Genomic DNA, 14197 nt, shown 5'->3' with positions numbered 1-14197 from the left:
CTCAACGGCGCATGGATCGCAAGCTGCGATTTGCACGCGACGCGATTCGCAACCGTGCAGCTGTTACCTATCAGGCTGTTCGTCTTGCCCGAACGTTAATGGGCACCGTAAGAATTCGGAAAACGACGGGGCGCGGCGCGTCCGGGCACTGATCGAACGGCCGTCGGGCGGCGTGTTCATCCGAGCAGGTCTGGAAGCCGATCGAGAAAGTCGGGCACTGGTAGCGCGGCACCGAAATTATAGGGATTGTCGGCAAGAGCAGCGCGATATTGATCGAGCATGGGCCCGCCCTCGCGCAGCGACCGGCCTGATCCGTCCAGGCAATCGAGCTTGTAGCGAACGGCTGCCGTGATGTCCTGTGCGGTATTGGGGTGGATCTCGAGCCAATGGCGGGCCAGCACGGCGGTGTCGATCAGCAGCGCCTGCAGCGGCTGGCGATAGGTCTCGCGCAGCGACAGATAGCGCCGTGCCCGCCGGTCGTAGACCGGACGCACCGTGAAGTCGGTGCGCTCGTGCCAGAACTGGCAGTCGTTGGAGATGCAATTGACCAGCAGCATCGGCGTCCCCAGCGCCTGCACGGCCGTGGTCAGGCCTGAGGTCGTGCCGACGAACAGTCGCGCGGCCGCGCAGAGATACAGGTCCATCTCCGCCGACTTGATGTCGCTATGCGCGTAGTCGAACACGCCCGCCATGCCGCGGAGCGGCGTCATGCTGCGGTCGCCGAGACGGACCACGGTGCCGCCGCGCGCGGTGATGGCGGCGATGGCGGCGAGGTAGTCGCCGACATTGGCGGAGCGATGCTGGCGCGTCGTGCCCGGACCGTCGCCGTGATAGCCGCCCTCGCGGATGTGCATCGCGACGAACCAGTCGCCGGTCATGCCCGCGGCGCGCAGCCTGGCCGCGCCCGCAGCCATGAGCTCGGATGGAACCTTCACGATCGGTCCGCGCTGCTGCTCGGCCCAGGCGACCTGCGCCCGCGATGCGGCGTGCGCCCACGGCTCGGCCAGGCCATCCTTGCCGCGAACGGCGATGAACTGGTCGCCGACCAGCCGCTGATAGGGCAGGAGATCATCGACGAGCGCCGGGTCTTCGATGATCGTCACATGCGGCGCGAACAGCCTGAGGAACGGCTGGTTGACGACCTTGGCGGGCGGGGCGAGCAGCACAGTGTTGGCCCGCGGCAGCATGCCGAGCGCGGCCATGCGCAAATGGCAATCGATGAAGCCGATATGGCCGATCAGCGTCACCCATTCGTAGCCGAGCAGCCGGACCGGGAGCGCGGGATCGAAGATGCGGCTCGTGGCGGCGATGCGCTGGACCAGCGCGTCGGGAACCGACCATTTGCGCGCCAGCGCATCCTGATGATCGAGCGCCGCCTGATAGCAGCGGAACGTGTCGTCGTAGCGGCCCTGGTGGTAGAAGTTCTCGCCGAGCTGGATCAGATTGTCATAGATCAGCAGTTCGCCAGCATTCTCGAGCTCCCAGGCGCTCGGCGTGTAGGTCGACGGATCGTAGCCGCCGGCGTAGTTCTGATGCGCCATCACCGAGCGGGGATCGCGCGTGACAGCGGCCTTGAAGCATGAGGCGGCCTGGACGTGATCGCCGGCCAGGGCATGGACCGCGCCGAGCTTGCGCAGCGCGTTGCCGTCGCCCGATGCCGCAGCCGCCGTCAGGAAATGGGCCGCCACCGGCAGGTTGCCGCGATACATGTGGGCGACGCCGACCGCGAAATTGATCGCGAAGCTATCGATCGTCTCGGGCCGCGGCACCTCGCGTACGATCCGGTCATAGGCGCTGCACAGCGCCAGCGTCGCGAAATAGGCCTGCGCGCCCATGCCGGCACGCGCGCGCACGCTGCCGCGGAAGATCAGGTTCAGCACGCGGACCGCACGCAGTGCGCTCGGCTTGCGGCTTGCGGCGAGATGGACCTGCGCGGCCGCCGCCAGCGACGTCGAGATCAAGCGGGCCAGCAGCCCGCCGACACGCGAGCCTTTTGCCAGCTGCCGGTCCATTAGCCGCAGCAGTCCGGCGCCGGCAGGGGCAACGATGAGCCTGCTGTCGACGAGATTGGCAGCGCGCGTGGTCAGCGGCAGCAATTGGCGGCGTCTTGCGCTCAGGAAGGCGTAGAGGCGAAAGGCTGTTGTGGTCAGCAGCACTCTTGGCGACCAGCCTTTTGGCCGCGCCTGCGGCGATGGCCGCACGGCTGGAACGCTTGGGCTCGGGGCGGGTGCAGCCTGCCGCTTGCCGAGGCGATGCCGGAGAGAGCCGATCGGCGCGCGAATCGTCATGGCGCGCGGTAGCCCGGTGTCGCGGAGACGATCGCGCGACGTGCCCCGCTCTGGGCGAGCAGGCGCGTCAGCGACATCGGCCGTGTCCGCAGGGTGATCCAGGCGAGCGCAGCCAGGCGGCCGACCGCCCCGAAGCCCAGCATCAGCCGGAGCAGGCGGGTGTCGACCGCGTTGCCGTCGAGCAGGGCGGAGATGCGCGCAGCCTTGGCGGCGGGCGCCGTGTCGCCACCGAGCACCATCCGTGCCGCGCCGAAGCGATTGCGCCGGGCGAAGACATCCTCATACCCCTCGGGGAACAGCCTGCTCTGCGCAATCAGTGACCCGATCTCGGCCAGCTTGGTATCGAGCGATGTCGGGTCGGTCGCCGTCGCCGTCGAGTAGTTCTGGCCATGGATGCGCCAATAGCCGAGCGCCTCGGCCATGAAGTAGCAGCCATAGGTCAGCCCCAGCCGCCGCGCGAGAAACGCATCCGAGAACGAGCCGAGCTTGACGTCGAACCCGCCCAGCGCCTGCAAGGCGGTGCGGCGATAGAGCGAGGTGGTGCCAGAGAAGTAGTTGTCACCAAAGTGCAGGATGCGGCGGACGTCCGCCGGCGCCAGCATGGTCGATGTGGAAGACGGCAGCATGATCGGGCGCAACATGCGCTTTGCGGACGGCCCGTTCGGGCCGATGATCTCGCAGCAGGCGAAGATGAGCCCGGCCTCCGGGTGGTTGGCTGCCTGCGCCATCGCTTTCTCGAGATAGGTCGGATGCAACGCGTCGTCGGCTCCGAGAAATCCGATCCATTCCGTGTCTGCAGCAGCAAGCGCCTCGTTTTGGCCGCGCACGACGCCCTGGTTGGTCTCGTGGCGGACCAACTGCCAGCTTGGCCGGTCGGCCAGGAAACGTGAGATCACCGCGATGCTGTCATCCGTCGAGCAGTCATCGATGATGATAACCCGGTCGGGCGCGCGGGTCTGGTTGACGATGCTGCCGAGCGATTCCGGCAGGTAGTGAGCATGATTGAAGTTCGGGACCACCAGGGTCACGGTCGGCGCAGCGGGAGAGGCGGTCATCCTGGTCATGTCCAGCGAGCATCATGCCGCATCTTGTCCGGCTCCGGCCACTCAGTCCTTGGCCAGCTCTTTCATCACGTCTTCGATGGCGCCGAACGCCCGCACGCGGCCGCCGTCGAGATACAGCCCGAGATTGCAGGTGTCGCGCAACAGGCCATGATCGTGAGAGGCCAGCACGACGATTCCCGAGCGCAACGTGATCTGCTGCAGGCGGTCATGGGTCTTCTTGCGGAACTGCGCGTCGCCGACGGCGATCCACTCGTCCATCAGGATGATGTCGCCGTGAATCGAGGCTGCGATCGAGAACACCAGGCGCAGCAGCATGCCCGAGGAATAGGTCCGGATCGGCAGCTCGAGGTAGTCGCCGAGCTCGGCGAATTCAGCGATCTCCGGCACGCGCTGCTCAATCTCCTCGGGCGAGAGCCCGAGGATCAGGCCGCGAGTCCGGATGTTCTCGTATCCCGACGCCTCTTCGTCCATGCCGAGGCCGATGTCGAACATCGGCACGTTGCGTCCGACCACCCGCAGCGAGCCGCGCGTGGGCTCGTAGATGCCGGCGAGCACGCGGATCAGCGTGGTCTTGCCGGCGCCGTTGTGGCCGACCAGGCCGAGCCGGTCGCCCTGCTTCAAGGTGAAGCTGATATCGTCGAGCGCCTGGACGAACTGGAACGAGCCGTCGCTCTTCGAGACCCGGCCGCCGACGCGCGACGCCGCCTTGATGGCCAGATGCCGGAACGATCGTGCGTTCGGCGGCGCGACCGGAAATTCGATGCCGAGTTGCTTGGCTTCAATCAGAGTCATTGGAAGGCGGATCCAGAGGTCCCGGCCATGATATCAGGCCCAATACACGACGCGCGACCGATAGCGCGTGTAGATGAAGATCATGGCGGCGGTCAGGACCGCGACCGATCCAATGGCACCCGCCCAGGTCGCAAGGCCGGGAATGTCTCCCATCAGCGGGCCGCGCGTGACCGCCAGCAGATAGGCGATCGGGTTGAGCGTGACGATGAACTCGCCGCCGCGGATGCTCGACGGTTCCCAGATGATCGGGGAGATGAAGAACAGGAGCTGCAGCACCGCGGCCATGACCGGCGGCACGTCGCGATAGCGCACGCAGATCATCGAGACGATCACCGAGGCGCTGACGACGAAGACATAGACGATCATCAGGCCGAAGATGGCCAGCACCATTCCGACCCCGACCGACCAGGGATAGACGAGCCAGATGAATGGAATCACGGCGATGTTGTGCAGAAAGATGATCAGGTTGCGCTGAACCATGCGCATGACGTGGATCAGAATCGGCATGTCGACCGCTTTGATCATGCCGCCCGCATTGATCATCGTGTAGCAGGATTCGCTGAGCGAGGACGAGATGAAGCTCCAGATGGTCATGCTGACCATGAAGTGGGGCAGGTAGGTCTTCATGTCGGCGCCGAGAAAGCGGCCGGCGACCGTGCCCATGATCAGCGCGGTGATCGCGTTGGTTGCGGTGATCCACCACGGACCCAGCAGGGTGCGGCGGTATTTTGACCGGATGTCGCCGGCCGCGAGCGCGCGCCAGGTGACGTGACGCGTGATGAACGGCGCGATGTCCTCGCGGCAGCGCTCCCAGGAAAAGCGACGCCGATCCGCAACCACAAACCGCTCGACCTGCTCATCGGTCACGGTGGTCATTCTGCTACCTCGCGAGTGCCGTAAGTATCTGGCTTGACAGCTGAAAAGCGATCGGTCCCCGCGCACGGGCGGCCGGTCGCCAGCGCTTGCTGGACCATGTTATGCAGGAGCTGTCAACCGGTCACCTCCGGCAAGCCGTCGGCGGCAGCTCAGATCGCGGTCGCCCCCGATGCATCGACGAGCTGCGGCTTTGGCAGCGGCACCAGGAAGCGGCCGTCGGCTTCGAGAAACGCCTGATTCCGCTTCAGGATCGGGTCGGCATAGATCCAGGCGAGAATCACGACGATGTCGGGCTTGCGGGTGGCGAGCTCGCTGGAGGGCAGCACCGGGATATGGGCGCCCGGGCTGAAGCGGCCGTGCTTGAGCTGGTTGTCATCGACGATGAACTTGATCCGGCTCTCCAGCTCGAAATGGTAGAGCAGGGTGGTCGTGGTGGTCGAGGCGCCGTAGGCGGCGACCAGCTTGCCGGCGGCAATGGCCTCGTCCAGCGTGACGAGCACCCGGCGCTTGCAATCCTCGATCGCCACGAACCAGTCGCGGTAGATCTGCGGCTTGGTGACGCCGCGCCGTTCCTCCTCGGCGATCAAGGTCGACAGCTCCGCAGACCGCGGACGCTTGCCGGTTGATTTCGGCTGCGCGAAGGCGCGGATCGAGCCGCCCTTGGTGCCGGTGCGCTCGACATGGAACAGCGTCATGTCGTGCCGGTTCATGAAGGTCTCGAGCGGGATCAGCGCATGATGCGAGACGTGCTCGTGATAGATGGTGTCAAACACCATGTTGTCGATCATGTCGACGATGTAGGAGACCTCGAACACGAAGGCGCCGTCGTCGGCGAGCAGCAGCCGGATGCCCTTCACCACGTCCGACATGTTGTCGATATGGGCGAACACGTTGTTGGCGCAGAACAGCTTGGCCTCGCCCTGCTCGGCCTTGATGCGGGCCGCCAGCGCGCTGGTGAAGAAATCCGGGATTGTGGGGATGCCTTCATTGGTGGCCGTCGCGGCGATGTCGCGGGCCGGGTCGATGCCCTGGACCCGCATGCCCTCGTTCTTGAACGCCTTGAGCAGCGAGCCGTCATTGCTGCCCATCTCGGCGACGAGGCTGCCCTGGGGGATGCCGAGCGTGGACACCACCGATTGCGCATAGCGCTTGAAATGCTCGACGAGGCCGAGCGAGACCGAGGTGCGGTAGGTGTAGTCGCGAAACAGGATGTCGGGATCGACGACGTCGAGATTCTGCAGGTGGCCGCAGTCGAGGCAGAGATAGCAGTCGAGCGGATAGAGGTCCTGTGTCTCGGACAGCCGGTCCGCCGTGACGAACGCATCGCCGATCGCCGAGGGCCTGATCGGCAGCACGTGATCGAGCGAGGTCGAGCCGCACAGGCGGCAATCGGTCTTGTGCTTGACGTGCTGCATGACGTGACGATCCTGGGTTGGCGATCCCGCGGGCGGGATGGTCGGCCGAAGAGAGATTTGCGGCGCGTTTTACAGTCCCGCGAAGCTCTTGGCGACCTCTTCTTGCCAGACTGTGGACACTCCGCCATCCAGGAACAGGCTCTGCCCGTTGATGAACGAAGCGCGCGCGCTGCACAGGAAGTCGAGGGCGTCGGCGCATTCCTCGGCGGTGCCGAGCCGGCCCAGCGGCACCAGCCGGCGATAGGTGTCCATGAGCTTCTCGTTCTGCTCATAGAAGACACGCGATTCGCGCTTCAGATAGGTCAGCGGCATGATGGCGTTGACGCGGATGCCGCGGCGGCCGAGCGTCGCGGCGTAATGGCGGACCATCGCATTGAGGCCGCCCTTCACGACGTGGTAGCCGACCGGCTGCGAAGAGCCGACGAATTCGGCATAGACCGAGCTGACCACGCCGATGGCGCGGTCGCCGTCATCGGCGAAATGGCTGGAAAAGCCTTCGATCAGGTCGCGCGATGCGGTCAGGCCGACCTGGATCTCGCCGGCCCAGGGATCGCCCTGGCCGCGGAACCGCTGGCTCAGGACGAGATAGCGGATCGGACCGTTCGCGTCGGCAATCTCGCGCCAGAGGCCGTCGAAGCTGTCGCTGCGCTCGAGATCGGCGGAAAAATGCTTCAGGTCGGGCTGATCGGGAAAATCGTCCGGACGCTGCCGCGACACCACGCTGACGGCGCAGCCGCGGGCGAGGAAGCGCTCGACGACCACACGGCCGAGGCCGCGGGTGCCGCCGACCACGACGGCATGGCTGCTCATGCCGCGGCGTCCTGCAGCGCTGCGACGCGCCGGACCAGGTCGGCCTGATAGGCCTCGGCCGCGGCGGTGTCGCTGTCCTCCGGCGCGAAATCGGCGAACACGCTGGCGCCGGGCCGGAACGGGCCGTTGGTGATCTCGTGCACGATCAGCAGATCGCTGCGGATGATCAGCGTGTGGAAGAACGCATTCGACATCCGGTAATAAAACGGGCGCCGGCCGCCCGGCGGCCCCAGCTCGACGACCCGAATGATCTCGCCTGCGTCGTTGAACACGACGATGTCGACCTCGCCTTCGACGATGTGGAACGCCTCGCTCTTGCCCGGATGCTTGTGCGGCCGGATGTAGGAGCTCGAATCGATCGCGATGATCATCTCGTGCAACTGGTCGTCGCCATCCGGATGGGCGTTGATGCGGGCGCGCCGTTTCGGGCTGGCCTTGACGGCAGCCTTGAGCGTGCTGATCTCCGCTTGTCCGACGGCGGCGATCGGCCCCTCGGCCAGGAACACCTCCGGGGATTTCTGAACCAGGCTCATCAGGCGAGATCCTTCGTGATTGCGTTGTCGAGCGCGGCGTAGATCGAGTGGAACGCCACGCCCCGCGCGGCGAGCGGGGCCAGCTTGTCGCGCACCCGGCCCTCGATGTGCGGGGCCACGGCGAACAGGCAGGTGGTGATCCGCTGGTCGGCCAGCAGGCGCTCCGAGCCTACCACGGGGACGCGGAATCCCGGTGGAAAAAAGCCCCGCTTGTCCGCGTCGTCATCAACGGCGAGCGCGATCAGGTCGGCCACGCCGAAGGCGTTGGCGAACATGATGGCGTGATGGCCGATGCCGAACAGGGCGATCCGGTCGCGCTCCGGACCCGCCAGGCTGGCGAGCTTGCTGCGCAACTGCGCACGAGCCGGGGCAAAATTGTCACGATAGGCCTGGAACAGGCTGGACGGTCCACGAGGCGCGGCGGCGGGGATCGGCGCATCCGCCGGGGTCAGAACGGCGACCAGGGCGTCTTCCAGCGTGCCGGGGTAGCGGAGCAGGGTGAGCACGCGATAGCCGCTCGATTCGGCCAGGCTATGCAGCGTGTCGGCCACGAAATAGCAGCTGTGCTCCTCCCACAGGAAACAGTAGTCGCGGGCCGCCAGGAACTTGCTGCTGTCGGGGACCTCGATCACGAGCAGGGCATCCGGATTGAGCAGTTGCCGGAGGGCTTGCAGCGCGGCCACGGGTTCAGAGGTATGCTCGATCAGATAGCGACAGGAGACGATGTCGAAGGTGCCCGGCGGAACCGGTTGCGCCGACAGGTGGGCCGCGTTGAGCTGAGCCTGCCATGTCTCGAGGTACGGATAGCGGCCCGGGCCGCCGCTCGCATCCAGATCCAGCGCGGCGACGTCCAGGCCCTTGCCGGCAAGCCGGGTCAGGAGTGGCTGCTCGAACGGTCCGGTGCCGAGCGCGCGTCTCGCATGCGGTCGCAGGCCGACGAGTTGTTCGACCAGCGCATCCAGATGGCCTTCCGGCTCGCGGTAACGGATCCACGGCACGGTCGGAACGAGGGCTTCGGGCGGCGGGGCCTCGCCAAGCTGAACCAGCTGACAGGTTTCGCACTCGACGATGTCGAGCGTCATCGGAGACTGGGCACGACCATCAGGCGTGAAGCGGTTGCAGACGGAGAGCCCACCGAGCGACAGAGCCTTCGTGGTGATCGGCCGACCGCACGAGCGGCAGCCGAACGGTGATCTGGTGGGCATGGCTTCAGCTGGATCGCATCGAACGAGGACACACACTCATGGCTGCCGCCGCATCCGGAAATCCGGTCGCGCAAAGGATGTTGCCATTCAAGGCCAACCGCAATAGCAGTGTAATCGGAAACAATACAACGTAAAATGTTTGCCTAGCAACAGATGCCAGGGATTGGGGAAAACGGGCCTTGGACCTGTGTCGTTTGCAAAAGGCGCCCTGATGCAAAGCCAGATGCAAGGCTAGATGCAAAGATCGTGCTGAAGTTCGCCATTTTCAGTTGTGCTGAAAGCACGCGACGCCAAATGACGCGCCAGTAACAGTGTCATCCAATTGGAGGAGACCAGCACGCTTTTCCAAGTTGATTTTGCGCGTTCGTCTCGGTGAGAGATGCTCTATACGGTGGTTGCTGGCTTTGGGCGGCTGGTCTTCCGTCACATGATTCGACGGTGGCAAGAGGGGGCACTTGCGTGAAAGAGATGGTTCTGGTCCTACGGACAATTCTTCGGATTGTCTGCGTGAGCACAGTATGCTTCGCCGTCTTCCTGGCGCTGGGTGCGGGATTCTTCAGCTCCCTCCTGGCGGCGTTTACGACGTTCATATTCATTTCGGTTGGACTGGGCCGGATTGTGCTCGAGCAGCTGGCTCTGTGGTCCACAATTTTGCTGATCGTCGACAAGGCAGGACTCTTGCCGATCGCCGAATGGTTTCACCGGATCGTTGCCATCATTGGCCGTGCGTTGAATTGACGGCGCAATCGAGAGCTCGCCCGCATCGCAAGCTTGCAATTTCAAGACCTCATTTTCGTGCCGGCCGTGGATCTCGAACGGCACAAGCGTCTTGATGTGGTTCAGTCCTGGTTCCTTGCGGGGACTGGCCGGAGTTTTGAGGTTGCGGGCCTGACCGCGAGCCGGAACCAGAGTTGGGGTATCGGATGCAGCGCATCAAGGCGTCGTTGGATTTTCTAAGCCCAAAGCGCAGACGTCGACCCATCGAGCGGTTGCCCTTGGTCGTTCCCCTGCCGGCCGGACTGGCGCATTGGCGGGAGCTCTTCGTGCTGCAGCCGCAGCGATGGGCGCGCATCTTGATCGGCTGGGCCGCCGGGTTTCTCAACCTTCTGCCACCTCGTCTGGCGTTCCTGATCCTCATCGTGCTCGAGATCGGGCAGCATCGCGCCCGGCGTCTGCTTGAAAGAGCCTATCAGTTGCATGTCGCCGCGATGCTGGCGAAGAAGCCGGACCGGACATTTTCGGACTGGGTGAGGCGGTACTTTCCGGTCCAGTCAGCGGAGCTTCTGCTGCGGCTCGGAGCCGATCGTGAGGCCCATGACCTGGTCATGCAGGACCGGCTGGCGACGCGCTCACTGGATTTGGCGAACATGATGATTCGTTCGCTGTTCGAGCTCGGAGACTTCGAGCAGGCGCATCGGCTGGCCGCGCAGCTGCCGCTGCAAGCCAGATCTGAATTGGAGGCCCACCTGGCCTTCCTCAAGGCCATGCTCGAGATCATCGCCGGCGACGAGGCGAGCGCGATCGAAAGCATGTCGAACGCCTGCCGCGGCCTCTCCGACTACATGCGTCCGCATCAGAACATGGCGGCGCGTCCGGCGCAGAGCTACCGTCCCAATCCGCTCGACTTTGCCTGCGGCTCGCTGGGCAGGATGTTCGATCTTTGCAACTTCGCAGGCCAGCGCGTGACTCATGTCGGCCGGGGCGATCTCGGCATCGGCCTGTTTGCGAGGGCGCTCGCGGCGCAATCGGAGCTGCGCGGCAAGGCAGCACCGGCGGTGTCGGCGGAAGTCAGCCACGTGTTGAGCACGCTGGGCATCCCGCTGGACCAGCTGCGGGTGCTCCCGGAGGAGTGGACGACACAGATCGGTCACCTCGGGATGCTCGACATCCTGTTCCGGATGCGCGACCTGGGCTGGTGGTCGGGGAAGCCGCTGATCGTCGTGCGCTCGAACGTCGTTGCCAACAGGACGTTCTTCCGGCTGTTCGAGAGATTCGCCGACGTCGTCGTCATCGGGGAAACCGTCTCGCAGGCCGTCGGTGAGGAACTGCTGTCGCTGCAGCGCTGGTACGGCATGAACTTCAACGTGTTTCAGTTGCCGAATGGCGAGGTCGTGCCGTGGCAGGAGGCCGGGGCGCTTGCCATCGTGCAATGGGAAAAAGAAGGCCGGGGCCACGCGTTACGCGACGAGTATGACCGGATCTTCGGGACGACGCCGCAAGTCCGTGACGAGTTTCGACGGATGCGCGAAGCCTGGGGCATGAAGCCGGACGACTGGTATGTGTGCCTGCATACCCGCGACGCAGCCCACTACGCCGAGGTCGACGGGACCGGTCAGACCCATCGCAACTCGCCGATCGAGACCTACCTCGATGCGATCCGCGCGATCATTGACAAGGGCGGCTGGGTGATCAAGCTCGGCGGTCCGAATTCGCCCAGGCTTCCGTCGCTCGATCGCGCGATCGACTATGCTTTGAGCGACTTCCGCTCCGAGCTGATGGACATTTGCCTGATCCGGAACGCCAAGGCGTTCATCGGCACGACCTCGGGATTGACGAATGTCGCGGTCAGCTTCGGGATTCCGAGCGCGCTCGTCAACTGCATCACGACGGATCCGCAGTTGTGGAACAGTGACGTTCGGTTCGCGCTGAAGCCGGTTCGCCTCGCCGACGGCACGATGCTGAGTCAGGCGCAACTGACATCGGCGCCTTGGCGCTGGCGCCTGTTCGATGCCTGCGTGCTCGCCCGCAGCGGGGCGCAGCCGCAGAACAATACGTCCGACGAAATCCGTGCGGTGGCCGCGGAGGTCGTCGATCTGGCGTCGGGGCGCCTGGTCAACGGGGAATCGCACCGTCTGCTGGCGCTCTGGCGGGAGCAGCTGCCGGCACCGCATTATTATGGCACCAGCAGGATCAGCTCCTACTATCTCGGCAAGTATGAAGGCGCATTCCTGAAACCGGGCCTGCGGCCGCCGCCGACAGGCACCGCTTAGAGCACGATCTTTTCGGAAAACCGGTTTCCAGGTTTCCGGATCGTGCTCCAGCTCAGGGTTCCCTCAGCAGGTTTCGCGCATGCTTCTCGAGGAAATACTTGCTCGGCCGTGAGCTGCCGAAGAAGCCCGGCACCTGAACGTGGCGCTCCCAGCTGCCGTCGACGCCTGGGGCAGGGCCCGTGCGCCGGGGATCCGAGATGTCGAGGACCTCGCGCACGGTTTCCAGAATCTCGTCCGAGCTGCTCTCGCTAACGATGAGTTCGGCGCGCGCCACGGACTCATGTGTCGGATAGGCCCACCGATACTGCTCCGACGTCCACTCGCTCAGCGACAGCATGCGGCCGTCCGCCCGGTGCACGGGCTTCAGCGCGAAGCGGGTGTCCATCGACCACAACAGGCCGATCGAGCTCAAGGCATTCACCATGGCCGTCGGGATGCCGAAGCTGCTTGCCACATAGGCAAAGCCGGAGGTGGTTCCGATGAACATGCGGGCGCGGCGCATCAGATGGATGTCCATCGCCGGAAACTGGTCCTCGCTGCGGGCATAGTCGATCACCCGCGCCATCTTCGGAAATGGCGGCACCTTGCGCCCCCCCATCCGCACCACCCAGCCGCCGCATTCGGTGATGTGGCGGACGGCGTCCAGATAGGTCGCGAGCGAGGCGTTGCGGATGGATTCGCCGACACCCTCGGTATCGTTGCGGGTCTGCGCGTCGCGCACATGCAGGCAGACGAACCAGTCGTTGTCGGCCATGCCCCATCTGCGCCGGTAGTCCTGGTAGGTCTGCTCGACGCGATCGTCGGCGCGCAGGCGGCTGTCGTAGATGTCGCGCAGCGGAAAGGTGCGTTGCCGGCTTTCCCACTGCTTTAGCGCCAGCGATCCCGCATCGTTCCAGTACACGGCGCGTCCATCCTCGAAGCGGAACGCCTGGTGCGAATCGCCGAGGAAGGGCGTCAGGCTGGCGAGCTCGTGCCATACGCCCGCACTGACGTTCTCGCCCAATGTCAGCGTCGGACAGATGTCGGCGAACAGCGACAGGAACGGCTTGTTGGCGATCCGGTCCTTGTAGGCGAGCAGGAGCGGCTGGCCTTGCCACCATCCCATCTCCCGCATCATCAGGTGGACGTTGAGATGGCCGTTGTGCCCGATCAGAGCGCTCCAGTCCGGAGACAGCAGCTTGACCTCGGGCAGATCGGTGTCGAGCTTCTTGAGAATGGCCTTGAGCCCCGGGCTGGGAGCCGGAAGATGGCGGCGCAGCCGCTGCTGGGTGTCGGTCAGCCTGCAATAGACCTGGGGGACGTGAAAGCCCTCGCCGCTGTGATAGGTCGTCAGCAACAGGTTGCGATAGGCGTAGAACAGGTTGATCTCCGCCAGCACCTTGCGCTGCGGATGGTCGGCAGGAAGCCGTTCCCAATACTGGCCGCGGTCCTCGCGTGCGGCAAGGATGTCGTCGTGCCGGGGCAGATCGAGCTGTTTGACGAGCGTCTCGATCAGCTCCTTGTCGCAGAAATATTCCGGAACGTAGCGGTCCAGCGGGGCTTCGAACAGCACGGGGTGACCGTCTCGGCGGGCATCGGATTGCCGTCCTTCGAAAGTGGTCTGCTCGAACTGGAAGTTCCGATGCTCGAGCATGATCTTGATCATCTCGGCAAAGCGGCGCATGTGCTGCGGGCGGAGTGCGGTCCAGTCGATCGTGTGGGCCTGTGCGAGCAACTCCATGAAATAGCCCGACATCAGCTTCTTGGTCAGTCCGCCGATCGCCTCCATGAACTCGTCGTCGACCCGCTCCCAGTCGATGTTGGGAAACAGCTCGAGAACGCGCTTCTCCTTGCCGCACATCAGGAGGAAGAGGATCAGCTCGTTGCAGTACTGATCCGAACGCGGCTTGGCGAGCACCCACCCCATTTCCTTTTCCAGGTCGGGGCCGCAGAAATAACGAAACTGCCGGTCGAACTCATTGCGATGGGCATAGCGGTGAAAAAGAAGTGTGACCGCGAACGCCTGCCTGAACGTCAGCAGTGCAAAAAACAGGTCCTTGATGGATTCGGCATGCTGGCCGGCGGCCCTGAGGTACCAGCTGATCACCTTGACGACACGCGCAGCCAAGCTCGATTTCAGCGATCGGATCACACCCTGCCGGCGTGGCGTGGGTTGGCCGACCGGAACTGGATGAACTGACTCGAACGACATTCTGGAGCCCCATGCCCGACCGCGACTGGCGAG

11 protein-coding genes are annotated in these 14197 nt (G+C 64.6%); 2 read left to right on the top strand and 9 right to left on the bottom strand.

What is annotated here, in order from left to right; translation table 11 throughout:
• Positions 1 to 176: 176 nt before the first annotated feature.
• The 8 genes from QQL87_RS11405 to QQL87_RS11370 all read right to left on the bottom strand — a co-directional run bounded on the left by QQL87_RS11405 (position 177) and on the right by QQL87_RS11370 (position 8983).
• Entirely contained in the window at positions 177 to 2288 is a 2112-nt protein-coding gene (locus QQL87_RS11405) for a TIGR04372 family glycosyltransferase (protein WP_349817268.1), read from the bottom strand.
• On the bottom strand, positions 2285 to 3352 hold the full coding sequence (locus QQL87_RS11400) for a glycosyltransferase family 2 protein (protein WP_349817269.1): 1068 nt from the start codon (positions 3350 to 3352) through the stop codon (positions 2285 to 2287). The genes QQL87_RS11405 and QQL87_RS11400 overlap by 4 nt, the downstream gene beginning before the upstream one ends.
• A 42-nt stretch (positions 3353 to 3394) precedes the next feature.
• A complete protein-coding gene (locus tag QQL87_RS11395; RefSeq protein WP_284418113.1) occupies positions 3395 to 4144 on the bottom strand; it encodes an ABC transporter ATP-binding protein in 750 nt (249 codons plus the stop codon).
• Between the two features lie 33 nt (positions 4145 to 4177).
• Positions 4178 to 5020, bottom strand: a complete 843-nt coding sequence (locus tag QQL87_RS11390; protein WP_284418114.1) for an ABC transporter permease — start codon at positions 5018 to 5020, stop codon at positions 4178 to 4180.
• Positions 5021 to 5169: 149 nt separating this feature from the next.
• On the bottom strand, positions 5170 to 6435 hold the full coding sequence (locus QQL87_RS11385) for a class I SAM-dependent methyltransferase (RefSeq protein WP_284418115.1): 1266 nt from the start codon (positions 6433 to 6435) through the stop codon (positions 5170 to 5172).
• A gap of 69 nt (positions 6436 to 6504) precedes the next feature.
• A complete protein-coding gene (locus QQL87_RS11380; RefSeq protein ID WP_284418116.1) occupies positions 6505 to 7245 on the bottom strand; it encodes an SDR family NAD(P)-dependent oxidoreductase in 741 nt (246 codons plus the stop codon).
• Entirely contained in the window at positions 7242 to 7778 is a 537-nt protein-coding gene (locus QQL87_RS11375; protein WP_284418117.1) for a WbuC family cupin fold metalloprotein, read from the bottom strand. The genes QQL87_RS11380 and QQL87_RS11375 overlap by 4 nt, the downstream gene beginning before the upstream one ends.
• Entirely contained in the window at positions 7778 to 8983 is a 1206-nt protein-coding gene (locus tag QQL87_RS11370) for a class I SAM-dependent methyltransferase (RefSeq protein WP_284418118.1), read from the bottom strand. The genes QQL87_RS11375 and QQL87_RS11370 overlap by 1 nt, the downstream gene beginning before the upstream one ends.
• Before the next feature lie 468 nt (positions 8984 to 9451).
• Here QQL87_RS11370 and QQL87_RS11365 point away from each other — a divergent pair, with 468 nt between their 5' ends.
• Both QQL87_RS11365 and QQL87_RS11360 read left to right on the top strand, forming a co-directional pair.
• The gene (locus QQL87_RS11365) at positions 9452 to 9721 is read left to right on the top strand and encodes a hypothetical protein (RefSeq protein ID WP_284418174.1); all 270 of its coding nucleotides are present in this window, start codon (positions 9452 to 9454) and stop codon (positions 9719 to 9721) included.
• Positions 9722 to 9978: 257 nt separating this feature from the next.
• Positions 9979 to 11973: a TIGR04372 family glycosyltransferase gene (locus tag QQL87_RS11360; RefSeq protein ID WP_284418119.1), complete on the top strand. Its 1995-nt coding sequence runs from the start codon at positions 9979 to 9981 to the stop codon at positions 11971 to 11973.
• Positions 11974 to 12025: 52 nt separating this feature from the next.
• Here QQL87_RS11360 and QQL87_RS11355 read toward each other — a convergent pair whose 3' ends face one another.
• A complete protein-coding gene (locus tag QQL87_RS11355; RefSeq protein ID WP_284418120.1) occupies positions 12026 to 14080 on the bottom strand; it encodes a TIGR04372 family glycosyltransferase in 2055 nt (684 codons plus the stop codon).
• Between the last annotated feature and the right edge of the window lie 117 nt (positions 14081 to 14197).

It is taken from the genome of Bradyrhizobium sp. SSBR45G, assembly GCF_030159255.1.
Classification (GTDB): Bacteria; Pseudomonadota; Alphaproteobacteria; order Rhizobiales; family Xanthobacteraceae; genus Bradyrhizobium.
Note: the sequence above shows the minus strand (reverse complement) of the source record. Positions and strands in the feature narration are given on the sequence as shown.

Excerpts from the sequence above, each read along its gene's own strand:
- QQL87_RS11400 (WP_349817269.1), bottom strand. The coding sequence starts at position 3,352 with ATGACCAGGATGACCGCCTCTCCCGCTGCGCCGACCGTGACCCTGGTG.
- QQL87_RS11370 (WP_284418118.1), bottom strand. The coding sequence starts at position 8,983 with ATGCCCACCAGATCACCGTTCGGCTGCCGCTCGTGCGGTCGGCCGATC.
- QQL87_RS11385 (WP_284418115.1), bottom strand. The coding sequence starts at position 6,435 with ATGCAGCACGTCAAGCACAAGACCGATTGCCGCCTGTGCGGCTCGACC.
- QQL87_RS11380 (WP_284418116.1), bottom strand. The coding sequence starts at position 7,245 with ATGAGCAGCCATGCCGTCGTGGTCGGCGGCACCCGCGGCCTCGGCCGT.
- QQL87_RS11375 (WP_284418117.1), bottom strand. The coding sequence starts at position 7,778 with ATGAGCCTGGTTCAGAAATCCCCGGAGGTGTTCCTGGCCGAGGGGCCG.
- QQL87_RS11365 (WP_284418174.1), top strand. The coding sequence starts at position 9,452 with ATGGTTCTGGTCCTACGGACAATTCTTCGGATTGTCTGCGTGAGCACA.
- QQL87_RS11395 (WP_284418113.1), bottom strand. The coding sequence starts at position 4,144 with ATGACTCTGATTGAAGCCAAGCAACTCGGCATCGAATTTCCGGTCGCG.
- QQL87_RS11390 (WP_284418114.1), bottom strand. The coding sequence starts at position 5,020 with ATGACCACCGTGACCGATGAGCAGGTCGAGCGGTTTGTGGTTGCGGAT.
- QQL87_RS11405 (WP_349817268.1), bottom strand. The coding sequence starts at position 2,288 with ATGACGATTCGCGCGCCGATCGGCTCTCTCCGGCATCGCCTCGGCAAG.